The organism is Pluralibacter sp. (assembly GCF_019237635.1).
Taxonomy (GTDB): Bacteria; Pseudomonadota; Gammaproteobacteria; order Enterobacterales; family Enterobacteriaceae; genus Enterobacter_B.
In genome coordinates, this window is record NZ_JAFAGS010000017.1 from 26,879 (window position 1) to 42,775 (window position 15,897).

Annotated in this window: 17 protein-coding genes; 11 read left to right on the plus strand and 6 right to left on the minus strand. The window is 57.4% G+C overall.

The window, feature by feature from the left end; genetic code table 11:
• Positions 1–39 precede the first annotated feature (39 nt).
• From JO226_RS02230 to JO226_RS02250, 5 genes are all read left to right on the plus strand, one after another.
• Complete coding sequence (locus JO226_RS02230) at positions 40–1,539, plus strand: sugar ABC transporter ATP-binding protein (RefSeq protein WP_293489680.1); 1,500 nt, start codon at positions 40–42, stop codon at positions 1,537–1,539.
• A 2-nt stretch (positions 1,540–1,541) separates the two neighbouring features.
• Positions 1,542–2,525, plus strand: coding sequence for an ABC transporter permease (locus JO226_RS02235; RefSeq protein ID WP_293489682.1), 984 nt, complete (start codon positions 1,542–1,544; stop codon positions 2,523–2,525).
• A 76-nt stretch (positions 2,526–2,601) separates the two neighbouring features.
• The gene (locus tag JO226_RS02240) at positions 2,602–3,552 is read left to right on the plus strand and encodes an ABC transporter substrate-binding protein (protein WP_293489684.1); all 951 of its coding nucleotides are present in this window, start codon (positions 2,602–2,604) and stop codon (positions 3,550–3,552) included.
• A gap of 132 nt (positions 3,553–3,684) precedes the next feature.
• Positions 3,685–4,683, plus strand: coding sequence for a LacI family DNA-binding transcriptional regulator (locus JO226_RS02245; RefSeq protein WP_293489746.1), 999 nt, complete (start codon positions 3,685–3,687; stop codon positions 4,681–4,683).
• A 91-nt stretch (positions 4,684–4,774) separates the two neighbouring features.
• Positions 4,775–5,422 (plus strand): L-fuculose-phosphate aldolase, encoded by a 648-nt coding sequence (locus JO226_RS02250; RefSeq protein WP_293489685.1) that lies wholly within the window; start codon positions 4,775–4,777, stop codon positions 5,420–5,422.
• 38 nt (positions 5,423–5,460) lie between these two features.
• On the opposite strand, the gene JO226_RS02255 is transcribed toward JO226_RS02250, so the two are convergent.
• The gene (locus JO226_RS02255) at positions 5,461–5,952 is read right to left on the minus strand and encodes a YajQ family cyclic di-GMP-binding protein (RefSeq protein WP_013367359.1); all 492 of its coding nucleotides are present in this window, start codon (positions 5,950–5,952) and stop codon (positions 5,461–5,463) included.
• A 153-nt stretch (positions 5,953–6,105) separates the two neighbouring features.
• Between JO226_RS02255 and panE the strand changes: the two genes are divergently transcribed.
• Positions 6,106–7,020, plus strand: a complete 915-nt coding sequence (gene panE, locus JO226_RS02260) for a 2-dehydropantoate 2-reductase (RefSeq protein ID WP_293489688.1) — start codon at positions 6,106–6,108, stop codon at positions 7,018–7,020.
• Positions 6,980–7,570: a protein deglycase YajL gene (gene yajL / locus JO226_RS02265; protein WP_293489690.1), complete on the plus strand. Its 591-nt coding sequence runs from the start codon at positions 6,980–6,982 to the stop codon at positions 7,568–7,570. The genes panE and yajL overlap by 41 nt, the downstream gene beginning before the upstream one ends.
• Before the next feature lie 90 nt (positions 7,571–7,660).
• On the opposite strand, the gene thiI is transcribed toward yajL, so the two are convergent.
• On the minus strand, positions 7,661–9,109 hold the full coding sequence (thiI, locus tag JO226_RS02270) for a tRNA uracil 4-sulfurtransferase ThiI (protein WP_293489692.1): 1,449 nt from the start codon (positions 9,107–9,109) through the stop codon (positions 7,661–7,663).
• A gap of 198 nt (positions 9,110–9,307) precedes the next feature.
• Between thiI and xseB the strand changes: the two genes are divergently transcribed.
• The 4 genes from xseB (at position 9,308) to JO226_RS02290 (ending at position 13,374) form a co-directional block, all read left to right on the plus strand.
• Positions 9,308–9,550, plus strand: a complete 243-nt coding sequence (xseB, locus tag JO226_RS02275; RefSeq protein WP_293489694.1) for an exodeoxyribonuclease VII small subunit — start codon at positions 9,308–9,310, stop codon at positions 9,548–9,550.
• Positions 9,551–10,450 (plus strand): (2E,6E)-farnesyl diphosphate synthase, encoded by a 900-nt coding sequence (ispA, locus tag JO226_RS02280; protein ID WP_293489696.1) that lies wholly within the window; start codon positions 9,551–9,553, stop codon positions 10,448–10,450.
• Positions 10,451–10,475: 25 nt separating this feature from the next.
• Complete coding sequence (gene dxs / locus JO226_RS02285; RefSeq protein WP_293489698.1) at positions 10,476–12,338, plus strand: 1-deoxy-D-xylulose-5-phosphate synthase; 1,863 nt, start codon at positions 10,476–10,478, stop codon at positions 12,336–12,338.
• 61 nt (positions 12,339–12,399) lie between these two features.
• Positions 12,400–13,374: an aldo/keto reductase gene (locus JO226_RS02290; RefSeq protein WP_293489700.1), complete on the plus strand. Its 975-nt coding sequence runs from the start codon at positions 12,400–12,402 to the stop codon at positions 13,372–13,374.
• A gap of 49 nt (positions 13,375–13,423) precedes the next feature.
• Here JO226_RS02290 and pgpA read toward each other — a convergent pair whose 3' ends face one another.
• The 4 genes from pgpA to ribE all read right to left on the minus strand — a co-directional run bounded on the left by pgpA (position 13,424) and on the right by ribE (position 15,871).
• The gene (pgpA, locus tag JO226_RS02295; protein WP_293489701.1) at positions 13,424–13,951 is read right to left on the minus strand and encodes a phosphatidylglycerophosphatase A; all 528 of its coding nucleotides are present in this window, start codon (positions 13,949–13,951) and stop codon (positions 13,424–13,426) included.
• A complete protein-coding gene (gene thiL, locus JO226_RS02300) occupies positions 13,917–14,891 on the minus strand; it encodes a thiamine-phosphate kinase (RefSeq protein ID WP_293489702.1) in 975 nt (324 codons plus the stop codon). The genes pgpA and thiL overlap by 35 nt, the downstream gene beginning before the upstream one ends.
• A 70-nt stretch (positions 14,892–14,961) precedes the next feature.
• Complete coding sequence (nusB, locus tag JO226_RS02305; protein WP_293489703.1) at positions 14,962–15,381, minus strand: transcription antitermination factor NusB; 420 nt, start codon at positions 15,379–15,381, stop codon at positions 14,962–14,964.
• 19 nt (positions 15,382–15,400) lie between these two features.
• Complete coding sequence (gene ribE, locus JO226_RS02310) at positions 15,401–15,871, minus strand: 6,7-dimethyl-8-ribityllumazine synthase (protein ID WP_293489704.1); 471 nt, start codon at positions 15,869–15,871, stop codon at positions 15,401–15,403.
• Between the last annotated feature and the right edge of the window lie 26 nt (positions 15,872–15,897).

A 15,897-nucleotide genomic window follows, 5' to 3' on the forward strand; every position in this document is an offset into this window, starting at 1 on the left:
CAATATACAGCAGCCCGATTTCATGCGGAGAACGCCATAATGTCCGAGACATTTTTGCAGATGAGCCATATCACCAAGCGCTTTCCGGGCGTATTAGCGCTGAGTAACGTCAGTTTTAATTTACGCCCAGGCGAAGTTCATGCGCTGCTTGGTGAAAACGGCGCGGGGAAATCCACTCTGATGAAAATACTCTCCGGCGTCTACCAGCCTGATGAGGGGGAAATTGTCTTTGAGGGCAATACTGTTTCATTTGCCGATCCGCTGAGCGCGCAACGGGCAGGGATTACGATTATCCATCAGGAATTTAATCTCTTCCCCGACTTAACTGTGGAAGAAAATATCTTTATCGGCCGCGAGTTTTGCAAAAATAACCGCTGGCGGCTGGATGAGAAATCCCAGCGTCAGGCGGTAGTAGATATTTTAAAGCAGCTCAATTTATCCGTTTCGCCACAAACCCGCGTGGCGGAGTTAACTGTCGCCCAGCAGCAAATGGTAGAGATAGCCAAGGCGATTTCGGTAAATGCCAAAGTGCTTATTATGGATGAACCGACCGCCGCGCTGACCGAAAGCGAAATTGAAAGCCTGTTTGCGGTCACTCGCCTGCTGAAAGCGCGCGGGACCGGCATCGTCTATATCTCTCACCGCCTGGAAGAGCTGGCGCTTATCGCCGATCGGGCCACCGTGATGCGCGACGGGCAATATATCGCCACCGTTGACTACGAAAGCGTGCAGGTAAGCGAGCTTATCGCCATGATGGTAGGACGCGACCTTGGCAATATCTACCCGAAACGCACGCCGCAGGCCGACCGCTCGCCGGTGCTGGAGGTCAAGGGGCTACAGCGTAAAGACGTCCTGCACGACATCAGCTTCACCCTGCACCGCGGAGAAATCCTTGGGCTTGCCGGGCTGATGGGCGCCGGGCGTACCGAGCTTGGCAGAGCGCTGTTCGGCGCCGACCCCATCGACGGCGGCAGCGTGGTGCTCAACGACCAGCCGGTCACGATCAAAAATGTCTCTGACGCCATCAGCCGGGGAATTAGCTACCTCACCGAAGACAGGAAAAAAGAGGGATTGGCGCTGGGGCTTTCCGTTGAAGCGAATATTATGCTCGGCAATTATCCGGAATTCAGCACGCCGCTGGGTAACGTCAACGAAAAAGCCTGCCAGCAGACCAGCAGCGAACTGGTCAAAACCTTACGCATAAAAACACCCCACCTGCAGCAGGCCGCCCTGAATTTAAGCGGCGGCAATCAGCAGAAAATTATTATTGCCCGCTGGGTCTGTAAAGACACCGACATTCTCATTTTTGACGAACCCACCCGCGGCATTGACGTTGGCGCCAAGCTGGAAATTTATGAGCTGATGAATCGTCTGGTCGCCAAAGGTAAATCCATCATCATGATCTCTTCCGAACTCCCGGAGGTGCTTGGCATGTGCGATCGTATTTTGGTCATGCGCGGCGGGCGAATTACCGGAGAAATGAATGCGGATACCGCCACCCAGGAAAAAATCATGCAGTACGCGACGCTGGAGGATTAAACATGACCATCTCTGTCCCTACCGCTAAAAGCGAAAATAATAAAATGAAAGTGAATAAAGCGTTATTAATGCGCCTCGCGCCGTTATTCAGCCTGATTTTGCTGGTACTTTTTTTCAGTTTCAGTTCGCCGTTCTTTTTTAATACCGAAAACCTGATGACCATCGCCCTGCAAACCTCGGTGATCGGCATCATGGCCATCGGCGTCACTTTTGTGATTATTACCGCCGGGATCGACCTGTCGTTAGGCTCGGTGGTGGCGTTTTCCGGCGTCGTGGTAGGGATCTGCGCAAGCATCGGCCTGCCGCTGCCGCTGTGCGTGCTGGCGGGCGTCATTGCCGGCGGCCTGTGCGGCTACGTGAACGCCTTCCTGGTGACCAAAGCGGCCATTCCGCCGTTTATCGCCACCCTGGGTCTGATGATGTCGGTGCGCGGTATCAATATGGTGATGACCGACGGTCGGGCCATCTATTTTTCCGACTACCCGATGTTCAAGATGCTCGCCCAGGGACGCCTGTTTGACGTCCTGCCCTACCCGGTGTTCTACCTGGTGATTGTCGCGCTGGGCTCAGCCTACCTGCTGAAAAAAACGGTCATTGGACGCTATGTGTATGCCGTCGGCAGCAATGAAACCGCCGCACACCTCTCAGGCATCAAAGTCCAGCGGGTCAAAATTTTCGTCTATGCCTTCTGCGGTCTGCTGACCGGCATCGCCGGGGTGATCCTCGCCTCGCGTCTAAACTCCGGGCAGCCGACCGTGGGCGTTGGCTATGAGCTGGAAGCGATCGCCGCAGTGGTGATCGGCGGCACCAGCCTGATGGGCGGTATCGGCACCATCGGCGGCACAGTCATCGGCGCATTTATCATGAGCGTACTGAAAAACGGCCTCAACCTGATGGGGGTGTCCCAGTTCTGGCAGATGGTGGCGATGGGCATTGTGGTTGTGGCCGCCGTGTATCTCGATACCTTGCGTAAAAAAATGCGTTGAATCTTGCCGCCCGGCAATACCGGGTATATTCCCTGCCCTGACGTTTAGGGTTCAAAACTCAAGACGGAGCACAAGAATGAAAACCAGGCACTTTATCTCAGCGTTGTCGCTGCTGGCGATAATGACCAGCAGCGCGCTGGCAAAAGATTTCAACCTGCCGGTGGTCAGTAAAGGTTTCCAGCACGAATTCTGGCAAACGGTCAAAATGGGTACCGAAGCGGCGGCGAAAGAGCTGGGCGATAAGACCAGCTACGTCGGCCCGGCGGACGAAACGCAAATCGCCGAGCAGATCCAACTGGTGGAAAACACCATGGCGCAGAAACCGAACGGCCTGCTGCTGGCCGCGCTGGATGAAAACGCGCTGGCGCCGCTGGTCGAGACCGCCAACAGCCGCGGTATCAAGGTGGTCACCTTCGACTCCGGCGTCAACTCCGCCATTCCGGCGAGCTTTGTCGCCACCAACAACCGCAAAGCAGGCGCTGGCGCGGCGGACGCGCTGGCGGAACAGGTCGGCGGTAAAGGCAAAGTCGGTATCATCGCCCATGTCGCCGGGACCTCCTCTGCGATTGAGCGCTCCGAAGGTTTCTCCGCCCGGATGAAGGAGAAGTACCCTGACATTCAGGTGTTGCCAGTGCAGTACAGCGACGGCGACCCGCAAAAAGCGATGGATAAAACCATCGACATGGTGCAGGCCAACCCCGATCTGGCCGGGCTCTACGCCACGAACGAAGGATCGACGCTCGGGGTGGCCAACGCCATCGACAGCCAGAACCTGAAAGGCAAGATTAAAGTGATCGGCTTCGACAGTACGGAAGCTATCATTAACTTCCTGAAAAACGGCGTGATTCAGGGCTTTATGGTGCAGGATGCCTTCCAGATAGGCTACCAGGGGATTAAGGCGCTGGATGCCGTACTGTCAGGGCAAACCGTACCGAAGCAAATCGATATCCCGGTGAAATACGTCAATGCCAAAAACCTTGATACCCCGGAAATCGAAAAGCTGCTGCACCCGTTAGGTAAAAAGTAGCGGCGTCGGGGCGGCAACGCCCCGCCTTCGCGCTGGCAGGCATCAGCGCCTGATGCCTCACGACAATGATGAATAATCCTTTTATGATGGCGGAAATGTTTTTTTCTATGGAAGTCTGCGGAGCGCTCAGTGATGGCCAAAACTGTTGAACAAATTGCCAACGACCTGAATTTGTCGGTCACCACCGTCAGGCTGGTCCTGAACGGGAAAGCGGAACAGTACCGCATCAGCGCCAAAACCCAGGCCCGCATCAATGAGTATGTTGAGCTGTATGGCTATACCCTCAACCATTCGGCGCGCAGCCTGAAGCTGAACAAAACCGATACGCTGGGCCTGATCGTTCCCAATATTTCCAACGTCTTTTTCGCCACGCTGGCGGAAAAGCTGGAGCTACGCTGCCGCCGATCGGGCTATCAGCTCACCATTAGCTGCACATACAACGATGTGGATTACGAAAACAAGTTGGTCCGGGCGCTGATTGCCCGCAACGTCGATGGCCTGTTTATTGTGCCGTCCACGCTTGAGAACCAGCAACACCACCTGCGGCAGGTGAAAAAGCCGCTGGTACTGCTCGACCGGGATTTTAAATACACCGATAACGCGCTGGTGGAAAGCCACAACGTCGAAGGCGGTCAGCGGCTGACGGAAAACCTGCTCGCTGCTGGCGCTTCGCCGGTCTGGTTTCTGGTGGGTGATACGGAGCTGCCCAGTATTCACGACCGTCTTGAAGGCTACCTGAACGCGTTGAAAAAACACGGCATTGAGCACCGCGACTGGGTGCTGAGCGTGAATGAAAACACACCGGAAGGCGGCAAACTCATCATGAGTCAGCTGCTGGATGCCCACGGCGCCCCCGAGGCCTTTATTGCCTCGTCGCTGCCGATGCTGGAAGGCGCGATTGAAGCGCTGCGCGACCGCCTGGGCGAAGTGCCGCCGCAGATCAACATCGGCACCTTCGACGAACACCCGATGCTCGGTTTTCTTGCCAATAACGTCTGGTCGATGCAGCAGGATGAAAATACCTGGGCCGAGCAGGCATTCGACATCATGCAGAACGCGCTCGATGGTCATCCGCTAAAGGAGACCATCAAAGTAAAAATGAAGCTGATTAAGCGAACGCGACGCGCCTGATCGGCAAGCCACAGACTCATTACGCCTGCGGTCTGGACGTCACTCTGCGTCCAGTGGCTTCCTTTTGCCCCGATGTACCCGGAGAAGAAAAATGGAACGTTCGACGCTGTCTTGCGACATTATTGAAACCTGCCTTGAAATGACGCGCCTTGGGCTTAACCAGGGCACCGCAGGAAATATCAGCGCCCGCTATGGCGACGGCATGCTGATTACCCCCACCGGCATTCCTTATGAACGGCTGACCGAAAAGCAGATAGTCTATGTCGATGCCCAGGGACGCCACGAAGCAGGTAAACTGCCGTCCAGCGAATGGCGTTTTCACCAGGTGGTGTACCAGACCCGATCGGACGCGCAGGCGGTGGTGCATAACCACGCGGTACACTGTACGGCGGTCTCAATCCTGAATCGTCCGATTCCGGCCATTCACTATATGATTGCCGCCGCAGGCGGTAATTCCATCCCCTGCGCTCCGTATGCGACGTTTGGCACGAAAGCCCTGTCAGAACACGTTGCGCTCGCCGTTAAAGATCGTAAGGCCACGCTGTTGCAACATCACGGGCTGATTGCGTTTGAATCCAGTCTGGAAAAGGCGCTGTGGCTGGCGCAGGAAGTGGAGGTGCTGGCAAAACTGTATCTCGCCACGCTTGCGGTCACGGATAACGTACCGGTGCTGCCGGATGAGGAAATCGCGGTGGTGCTGGAGAAATTTAAAAGCTACGGCCTGCGGGTGGAAGAGTGAAGAAAGGTCTCCGCCCGCAAGCGGGCGGAGACACCCGATTAATCGCGGAAGTTTTTAAACTGGAACGGCTGCCCCAGATTGCCGCCGCGCACCAGCGCCATCACCGCCTGCAGGTCGTCGCGCGACTTGCCGGTAACGCGAATCTCTTCACCCTGGATCTGCGCCTGTACCTTCAGTTTGCTGTCTTTAATCAGCTTAACAATCTTTTTCTGTACCGAGCTTTCAATGCCGGTTTTCAGCTTGGCTTCCACAAACCAGGTTTTACCGCTGTGGACGAACTCTTCCGGCACCTCGATAGAGTTGCCTTCAATGCCGCGTTTGAGCAGCTTGGCGCGCAGGATATCGAGCAACTGATTGACCTGGAAATCCGACTCGCTCAGGACTTTGATGGTCTCGTTTTTTTCGTTCAGCTCGATGGTCGCTTCAACGCCACGGAAGTCAAAACGGGATTCAACTTCACGCGCCGCGTTATCCACAGCGTTTTTGGCTTCCTGAAGATCGACTTCAGAGACAATATCGAAAGATGGCATGTTTTATTCTCCCTCTCTTTTTGTTGCGATGCATAATACCCGCACAGCCAGAGAACACAACCTGTTATCCCTGTGTCTGCCTGGGAGCCGTCGGCGCTATAATAATGGCATAATGAGCAAAATGCCTGATCCTGCAGCAGGTGAGGAGAACTAATGAAGATTACCGTGCTCGGATGCGGCGCCCTCGGACAATTATGGCTAACCGCCCTTTACCGGCAAGGACATGAGGTTCAGGGCTGGCTGCGCGTACCGCAGCCCTGGTGCAGCGTCAACCTGCAAGAGACTAACGGCCAGGTGTTCAATGAACTGCTCACGGCCAACGACCCCGATTTTCTCGCCCACAGCGATCTCCTGCTGGTCACGCTGAAGGCCTGGCAGGTCTCCACTGCGGTGAAAAACCTGGCCACTCAACTGCCCGCCGCCAGCCCGGTGCTGCTTATCCACAACGGCATGGGAACCCTGGAAGAGCTGCGCACGCTGCAGCAACCACTGCTGATTGGCATGACGACGCACGCCGCACGCCGCGACGGCAACCTGATTATTCACGTCGCCAACGGGGTTACCCATATTGGCCCGGCCAACGCCGCTGCTCAGGAGTACAGCTTTCTTGCCGATACGCTGCACGTCGCCCTGCCGGATGTCGCCTGGCACAATGACATGGGCGGCGCCAGCTGGAAGAAACTTGCCGTTAACTGCGTAGTCAATCCGCTCACCGCACTATACGACTGCCCGAACGGCGCGCTGCGCGAGCGCCCGCAAGAGGTCGAGGCCATCTGCAATGAGGTGGCGGCGGTGATGCAGCGTGAAGGGCATCATTCCAGCCCGGATGATTTGCTGTTCTACGTCTGGCAGGTCGTCGATAGCACGGCCGCCAACATCTCTTCCATGCTGCAGGATGTCCGGGCGCGGCGTCACACCGAGATTGACTACATCACCGGCTATCTGCTGAAACGCGCGCGCGCCCACGGCATCAGCGTGCCGGAAAACGCCAGGCTGTATGAACTGATTAAACGTAAGGAGAATGAGTATGAGCGCATCAGCGCTGGTTTGTCTCGCCCCTGGGAGTGAAGAGACCGAAGCCGTAACCACCATCGATCTGCTGGTTCGCGGCGGCATTAGCGTCACCACGGCGAGCGTCGCCAGCGACGGCGAATTAGCGATCACCTGCTCGCGCGGCGTCAAACTGCTGGCGGATGCGCCTCTGGTGCAGGTGGCCGACGGCGATTATGACGTTATCGTCCTGCCCGGCGGTCTGAAAGGCGCGGAATGCTTTCGCGACAGCCCGTTGCTGGTCGAAACCGTCAGGCAGTTCCACCTGTCTGGTCGTATCGTCGCGGCAATTTGTGCCGCTGCCGGAACGGTGCTGGTTCCGCACGACATTTTCCCTGTCGGCAATATGACCGGTTACCCGGGGCTGAAGGACACCATTCCTGAAGAACAGTGGGTGGATAAACGCATTGTCTGGGATCCGCGCGTCAATCTGCTCACCAGCCAGGGGCCAGGAACGTCGATTGATTTTGCGCTGAAGATTATCGATCTGCTGGTCGGGCGCGAGAAAGCCCATGAGGTCGCATCATCACTGGTGATGGCGGCGGGGATTTATAACTACTACGAGTAGAGTGTAAAAAGCCGGGCGGCGGTGATGCCTTACCCGGCCTGCAACCTGCGCAATGTAGGCCCGGCAAGCCTGCGCCGCCGGGCAAGAACGCTACGGGCGATACACCTTCACATTGGCAAAGCCCTGCTCGCGCAGGTACAGCGCCTGCAGACGGCTCATCACACCGCGCTCGCACCACAGCAGCCAGGTTTTGCTCTGGTCGAGGTCGCCAAATTGGGTGCTAAGTTTGTAGAACGGCAGCGACACCACCTCAACGCCCTCCACTTCCAGCGGCTTAGCGTCCTGCTCGTCGATGGCGCGAATATCAAGGATAGCGTCGTTAGCGCCGAAGCCGTTGACGGTTTCCACTTCCACCACGTCCTGCTCGGTCTGCTGAGCGATTTCGCGAATATCGAGGTTACTGGCCTCGGCGACAACCTTATCGAGAATCGCAAAGTCGAAATGCTCTTCTTCCGCCTCAATCTTCGCCTTCACCGCCTTCACCGTCGGGCTTTTTGAGATAACGCCGCAGTATTCCGGCATTGTGCGGGCAAAGTCTTCAGTACCAATTTCACGCGCCAGATTGATGATGTGCTCTTTGTCGTAGGAAATCAGCGGGCGCAGCACCAGCGTATCGGACACGTTGTCGATAAGGCGCAGGTTGGTCAGCGTCTGGCTGGAGACCTGGCCCAGCGCTTCGCCAGTGACCAGCGCCTGCACGCCGTAGCGCTCCGCGACTTTCGACGCAGCGCGCACCATCATGCGTTTGAGCACCACGCCCATCTGGCCATCATCGACTTTTTCGAGGATCTCGCCCACCACAGGCTCAAAGTTAATCGCGACAAAGCGTACGCGGTGGGAGCTGCCAAAGCGGTTCCACAAGTAATGCGCCACCTGGCGAACGCCGATTTCATGCGCCGCGCCGCCAAGGTTAAAGAAGCAGTAGTGCACGCGACAGCCGCGACGCATCAGCATGTAGCTGGAGACGCCGGAGTCGAAACCGCCGGAAATCAGCGACAGCACATCTTCCTGGGTGCCGATCGGGAAGCCGCCGATGCCCTCATAGCGCCCTTTCACCAGCAACAGGCGATCGTTTTCGATCTCCAGATTCACGGTGATGTCCGGGTTGGTGAGCTTCACGCGCGCGGATTCAATATGCTGATTCAGACCGCCGCCGACATAGCGCTCGACCTCAATGGAGCTGAACTCATGCTTGCCGCGACGTTTCACGCGCACGCAGAAGGTCTTGCCTTCAAGCTGCTCGCGCCACAGCGGTAGGGTCTGCTCGAAAATATCGTGCAGGGAGGTGAAAGGGACATCTTCCACTTCCAGAATATGGTGGATCCCAGGGATGCGGGTCAGCGCATCGCGAATCGCCAGACGCTGGTTTTCGTCTTTGGCGCGAACTTCGATGTGATCCCAGTGACGAACGACGGCAAGCGTCTCATCATAGTGCTTGAGGACGTTACGAATATTCCCGGTGAGGATTTTTATAAAGCGCAAACGCACAGATTGGCTTTTGATGGTGATTTCCGGGAACAATTTAATGATAAACTTCATGGCGGCAATGGTTCGTTGGCAAACCCATCAGGGTTTGTAGGGCAAAAAATACAGCAGCCCACACCTGCGGCTGCATCCAGGCGCGCAAGTATATCACCATCACAATCAACCTGCGCTTACCATTGCACGTTATTTGCTTCGCGCCAAGACTCCGCTACCATAGCGGGGTTGCGAGATAACAAGAGTCAGACATTCACTATGCCAAAGAAAAATGAAGCGTCAGCCAGTTTCGAAAGCGCGTTAACTGAGCTTGAGCAGATAGTCTCCCGTCTTGAAAACGGCGACCTGCCGCTGGAAGAGGCGCTGAATGAGTTTGAACGCGGCGTACAGCTGGCGCGTCAGGGACAGGTGAAGCTGCAGCAGGCGGAACAACGCGTGCAAATTCTGCTGTCCGATAACGAAGACGCCCCCCTGACCCCTTTCACCCCGGATGCCGAGTAAATGGACTTCACGCAACAGTTACAGGCGTGCGTCACGCGAGCAAACGGCGCGCTGCGCCAGTTTATCGAACCGCAGCCCTTTCAGAACACTCCGCTGGTTGAGGCGATGCATTACGGCGCACTATTGGGCGGTAAGCGCCTGCGCCCATTCCTGGTCTACGCCACCGGCAATATGTTTGGCGTCAGCGTAACGACGCTGGACGCGCCCGCGGCGGCGGTTGAATGCATCCATGCCTATTCGCTGATGCATGACGATCTCCCGGCGATGGACGACGACGATCTGCGGCGCGGCCTGCCGACCTGCCACGTGAAATTCGGCGAGGCGAACGCCATTCTGGCCGGAGACGCCCTGCAAACGCTGGCATTTTCTATACTCAGTGATGCGCCGATGCCGGAAGTATCCGATCGTGACCGCGTCGCGATGATCTCCGAACTGGCGCAGGCCAGCGGCGTTGCCGGAATGTGCGGCGGTCAGGCGCTGGATCTCGAAGCGGAAGGTCAACAGGTCGACCTTACCGCGCTGGAACGAATCCACCGCCACAAAACCGGGGCGTTGATCCGCGCCGCCGTTCGTTTAGGCGCGCTGAGCGCTGGCGAAAAAGGCCGCGCGGCGCTGCCGGTACTGGATAAATACGCCGAGAGCATCGGTCTTGCCTTCCAGGTACAGGATGACATTCTGGATGTGGTGGGGGATACTGCGACCCTTGGAAAACGTCAGGGCGCCGATCAGCAGCTTGGCAAAAGCACCTACCCTGCCTTACTGGGCCTTGAGCAAGCCCGGATGAAAGCCCGTGATCTGATAGAAGACGCCCGCCAGTCGTTAAGCGAACTGGCTGCACGTTCTCTGGATACCACGGCACTGGAAGCGCTTGCGAACTATATAATCCAGCGTGATAAATAATCGATAACACCACGATGAGTCTCTGATGAGTTTTGATATTGCCAAATACCCGACGCTGGCGCTGGTAGATTCCACTCAGGAATTGCGTCTGCTACCGAAAGAGAGTCTGCCGAAACTGTGCGACGAGCTACGTCGCTACCTGCTCGACAGCGTCAGCCGCTCGAGCGGGCATTTCGCCTCCGGGCTTGGCACGGTGGAGCTGACCGTTGCGCTGCACTATGTCTACAACACCCCGTTCGACAGACTCATCTGGGATGTCGGTCATCAGGCTTATCCGCACAAAATTCTCACCGGCCGCCGCGACCGTATCGGCACCATCCGCCAGAAAGGCGGTCTGCACCCGTTCCCGTGGCGCGGTGAAAGCGAGTACGACGTGCTGAGCGTCGGCCACTCCTCGACGTCGATTTCCGCCGGTATCGGTATTGCGATTGCCGCAGCCAAAGAAGGCAAGCAGCGGCGTACCGTCTGCGTGATTGGCGACGGCGCCATTACCGCGGGGATGTCGTTTGAGGCGATGAACCATGCGGGCGACATCAAGCCCGATATGCTGGTTATCCTAAACGATAACGAAATGTCGATTTCCGAGAACGTCGGCGCGCTGAACAACCATCTGGCCCAGTTGCTTTCCGGCAAGCTCTACTCGTCCCTGCGAGAAAGCGGCAAGAAGGTCTTCTCCGGCGTACCGCCGATCAAAGAGCTGCTTAAGCGCACCGAAGAGCATATCAAAGGCATGGTGGTTCCCGGCACGCTGTTTGAAGAGCTCGGTTTTAACTATATCGGCCCGGTCGACGGCCATGACGTGCTCGGGCTCATCACCACGCTCAAGAACATGCGCGACCTGAAAGGCCCGCAGTTCCTGCACATCATGACCAAAAAAGGGCGTGGCTACGAACCGGCGGAGAAAGATCCGATCACCTTCCACGCTGTGCCGAAATTCGATCACACCAGCGGCAAGCTGCCGAAAAGCAGCGGCGGCCTACCGAGCTACTCCAAAATCTTTGGCGACTGGCTGTGTGAAACCGCAGCCAAAGACAGCAAGCTGATGGCCATTACGCCCGCCATGCGCGAAGGCTCCGGCATGGTCGAGTTTTCTAAACGCTACCCGGATCAGTACTTTGACGTGGCGATTGCCGAGCAGCACGCGGTGACGTTCGCCGCCGGGCTGGCGATTGGCGGCTTTAAGCCGGTGGTGGCGATTTACTCCACCTTCCTGCAACGCGCCTATGACCAGGTTATCCACGATGTGGCTATCCAGAAGCTGCCGGTGCTGTTTGCCGTTGACCGCGCGGGAATTGTCGGCGCCGACGGCCAAACCCATCAGGGCGCGTTCGATCTCTCCTTCCTGCGCTGCATACCGGAGATGGTCATCATGACCCCCAGCGATGAAAACGAATGCCGCCAGATGCTGTTTACCGGCTATCACCATAACGAAGGGCCAAGCGTAGTCCGCTACCCGCGCGGCAGCGGTACTGGTGCGGAGCTCACGCCGCTGGAAAAACTGCCGCTGGGCAAGGGCGTGGTAAAACGCCGTGGCGAGAAAATCGCTATTCTCAACTTCGGCACGCTGATGCCGGAGGCCGCCGACGTGGCGGAGAAATGCAACGCGACCCTCGTGGACATGCGCTTTGTGAAGCCGCTTGATGAGGCCCTGATCCTGCAAATGGCGGAGCAGCACGATGCGCTGGTCACGCTGGAAGAGAACGCCATCATCGGCGGCGCAGGCAGCGGCGTGAACGACGTGCTGATGGCGCATCGCCGCGTCGTGCCGGTGCTGAACCTCGGCCTGCCGGACTACTTCATCCCGCAGGGAACCCAGGAAGAGGCCCGCGCCGACATCGGCCTCGACGCCGCCGGTATCGAAACCCAAATCCGCAACTGGCTCGCCTGATCGCCTTTTCCGCTACCCGCTCCTGCTATGCTTAACGGATGTACATTGCAGGAGCGGAACCATGGAATACAACACATTAGGCTCGACTGACCTTCGCGTTTCCCGGCTTTGCCTTGGCTGTATGACCTTCGGAGAGCCGGATCGCGGCCGACACGCCTGGACCTTGCCGGAAGACAGCAGCCGCCCCATCATTCAACGTGCGCTGGCGGGCGGTATCAACTTTTTCGACACCGCCAACAGCTACTCTGACGGCAGTAGCGAAGAGATCGTCGGCCGCGCGCTGCGCGACTTCGCCCGCCGCGATGAAGTGGTCGTGGCGACCAAAGTCTATCACCAGACCGGCGACCTGGCCGAAGGCCTCTCCCGCCCCCAAATCTTACGCTCAATCGACGACAGCCTGAGGCGCCTTGGGATGGACTACGTCGACCTGCTGCAGATCCACCGCTGGGACTACAACACCCCGATTGAAGAGACGCTGGAAGCCCTGGATGACGTGGTCAAAGCGGGCAAAGCGCGCTATATCGGCGCCTCCTCAATGCATGCCTCGCAGTTCGCCAGGGCGCTGGCGCTACAGACGCAGCACGGCTGGGCGCGTTTTGTCACCATGCAGGACCACTACAATCTGATTTATCGCGAGGAAGAGCGTGAAATGCTGCCGCTGTGCGCGCAGGAAGGCATTGCGGTGATCCCCTGGAGCCCGCTGGCGCGCGGTCGCCTGACCCGCCCGTGGGGAGAAACCACCGCACGACTGGTGTCCGATGAGTTTGGTAAAACCCTCTACAGCACCACAGAAGACAACGACGCGCAGATTGCAGAGCGGTTGGCGGATGTCGCCGAAGAGACCGGAGCGACCCGCGCTCAGGTGGCGCTGGCCTGGCTGTTGAGCAAAGCAGGCGTGGCGGCGCCGATTATCGGCACGTCGCGAGAAGAACAGCTGGATGAATTGCTGAACGCGGTGGATATCACGCTGCAGCCGGAACAGATTGCCAAACTGGAAACGCTCTACCTACCGCACCCGGTAGTCGGGTTTAAGTAACGCATCGGCCCCTGACGCTCTGCCATACGCAGAGCGTCAGGGACAGGCGTTAAATCAGCCCGAGCGGCCAGTGGTGGCCAACAACATACAGAATGCCCGCGGAAATGATCCCGGCGACGATGTCGTCGACCATAATCCCCATACCGCCGTGGACATTCCTGTCGAACCAGCGAATCGGCCAGGGCTTCCACATATCGAAAATGCGGAAAATGACAAACCCGGCGGCGACCCACTGCCAATCAAGAGCGGGTATCGCCATCAGCGTTATCCACATGCCGACAAACTCATCCCAGACGATACTGCCGTGATCGTGCACCCCCATGTCTTTGGCGGTGCGATGGCAGATATAGACCCCAAGGCATATTCCCAGCATCACCACCAGCGAATAGAGCTGCCACGGCAGGAAAGTCATCAGATACCAGAACGGGATAGCGGCCAGCGACCCCATCGTACCAGGTACAACAGGGCTCAGGCCGCTGCCGAACCCTGTCGCCAGCAGGTGCCAGGGATTGAGCAAATTGAGCCGACTTTTGGCGATATCTTTACTGCGCAAAATGGTCGTACCCCTTCCAGTCAAGCATGATGGCTTTTCCGTCGCGCTGGAAATGCATCCCTTCAACGTCCGCGCTAAGCTGGCCAATGCAGGTATACGGCATATTGAAATTCCCGATAGCCACCTCCAGCGCGCCACGGTTGATTTCCGGCACGGTGAAGCACAGCTCGTAGTCTTCGCCGCCGGACAGCGCCCAGCGCAAAGCCTGCTCCGGCGCGACGTGGCGCCGCATCGCCTCCGAGTACGGCAGCGCATCCAGATCGATACGCGCGCCGCACTGGCTGGCGTTGAGGATATGGCCAAGATCGGAAATCAGCCCGTCGGAGAGATCAATAGCCGACGTCGCCAGGTTGCGCAGCGCCTGCCCGGTTAAAATGCGCGGCGTTGGGCGCAGATGGCGTTTTTGCAGATAGCGGGCATCTCCGGCATCATCCACCGTCAGGCGGTTTTGCAAAATCGCCAGACCGGCAGCGCTGTCCCCCGGCGTGCCGGTAACGTAAATCCAGTCGCCGGGTTTTGCGCCGGAACGCTTAAGCGCCCGTCCCTGCGGAACAAAACCGTGAATGCCCAACGTCATTGACAGGGGGCCGCGGGTCGTATCGCCGCCAATCAGCTGCATATTGTAGTAGCTTAGCTGTTCAAACAGGCTGTCGCTGAACGCGGCCAGCCACGCTTCATCGACCGACGGCAGGGTAAGCGCCAGCGTCAGCCAGGCCGGGTCGGCGCCCATCGCCGCCAGGTCGCTTAAATTGACCGCCAGCGCCTTACAGGCCAGATCGGCGGGATCGATATCGGGTAAAAAATGGATGCCCGACACCAGCGTATCGGTGCTGATCGCCAGCGTCTGTTTTTCGGGAATATTGAGCAGTGCGCAATCGTCGCCAATACCGGTTTCGACATCAAGACGAGAGCTTCTGACACGATCGAAATAACGGGCAATCAGGGAAAATTCGCCGCATGCCATACGTTATGCCTCAGCAGAGAAAAGACAAGGCCGGGAATGAGGAGAAAAACCTCACCGCCCGGCCTGAAGATTACTTCCTGTGGGGACGGATAACCGGAGCGGCTTTATCCAGCACGCCGTTGACGAACTTATGGCTGTCTTCAGCGCCAAAGGTTTTCGCCAGTTCGATAGCTTCGTTGATGGCAACCTTATACGGTACGTCATCACGTTTGGACAGTTCGAACAGCGCGATGCGCAGTACCGCTTTTTCCACCTGACCCAGCTCTTCGAGCTGACGGGACAGATACGGCTTCATCAGACCGTCAAGGTACGCGCTGTTAGTCGCCACACCGGACAGCAGTTCACGGAAATACAGGACGTCGACATCTTTCACATCCTGTTCCGCCAGGAACTGGTATTCAACATCAGCGATGTCGTTTTTAGACAACTGCCAGGAGTAAAGCGCCTGAACGGCACATTCACGGGCGCGGCGACGAGCAGCAGGTTTCACGGAATTCCCCTTACAAAAATCAGGCCTTGATGGCTTTCAATACATTAATCATTTCAAGTGCGGTCAGTGCAGCTTCCGCACCTTTGTTGCCGGCTTTAGTGCCAGCGCGTTCGATAGCTTGTTCAATGCTTTCAGTGGTCAGAACACCGAAAGCGACCGGGATTTCGCACGCCTGAGCGACATGCGCCAGGCCATTGCTTGCACCACCGGCAACATATTCAAAGTGAGCCGTACCGCCACGGATAACGGTACCCAGCGCAATCACCGCATCATACTTATTGGTTTTGGCCAGTGCGCCAGCCGCCAGCGGCAACTCGTAAGCACCCGGCACCCAAACCACGGTGATGTTGTCATCTTTAACCTGACCGATACGTTTCAGAGCATCAATCGCGCCTTCCAGCAGGTTGTCGTTGATGAAGTTGTTGAAACGCGCAATGGTAATGGCGATGCGGGCTTCCGGGGCAGCTACGTTAGCTTCGATAATGTTCATACTCTTCCTTTTGGGATTCGACTTGC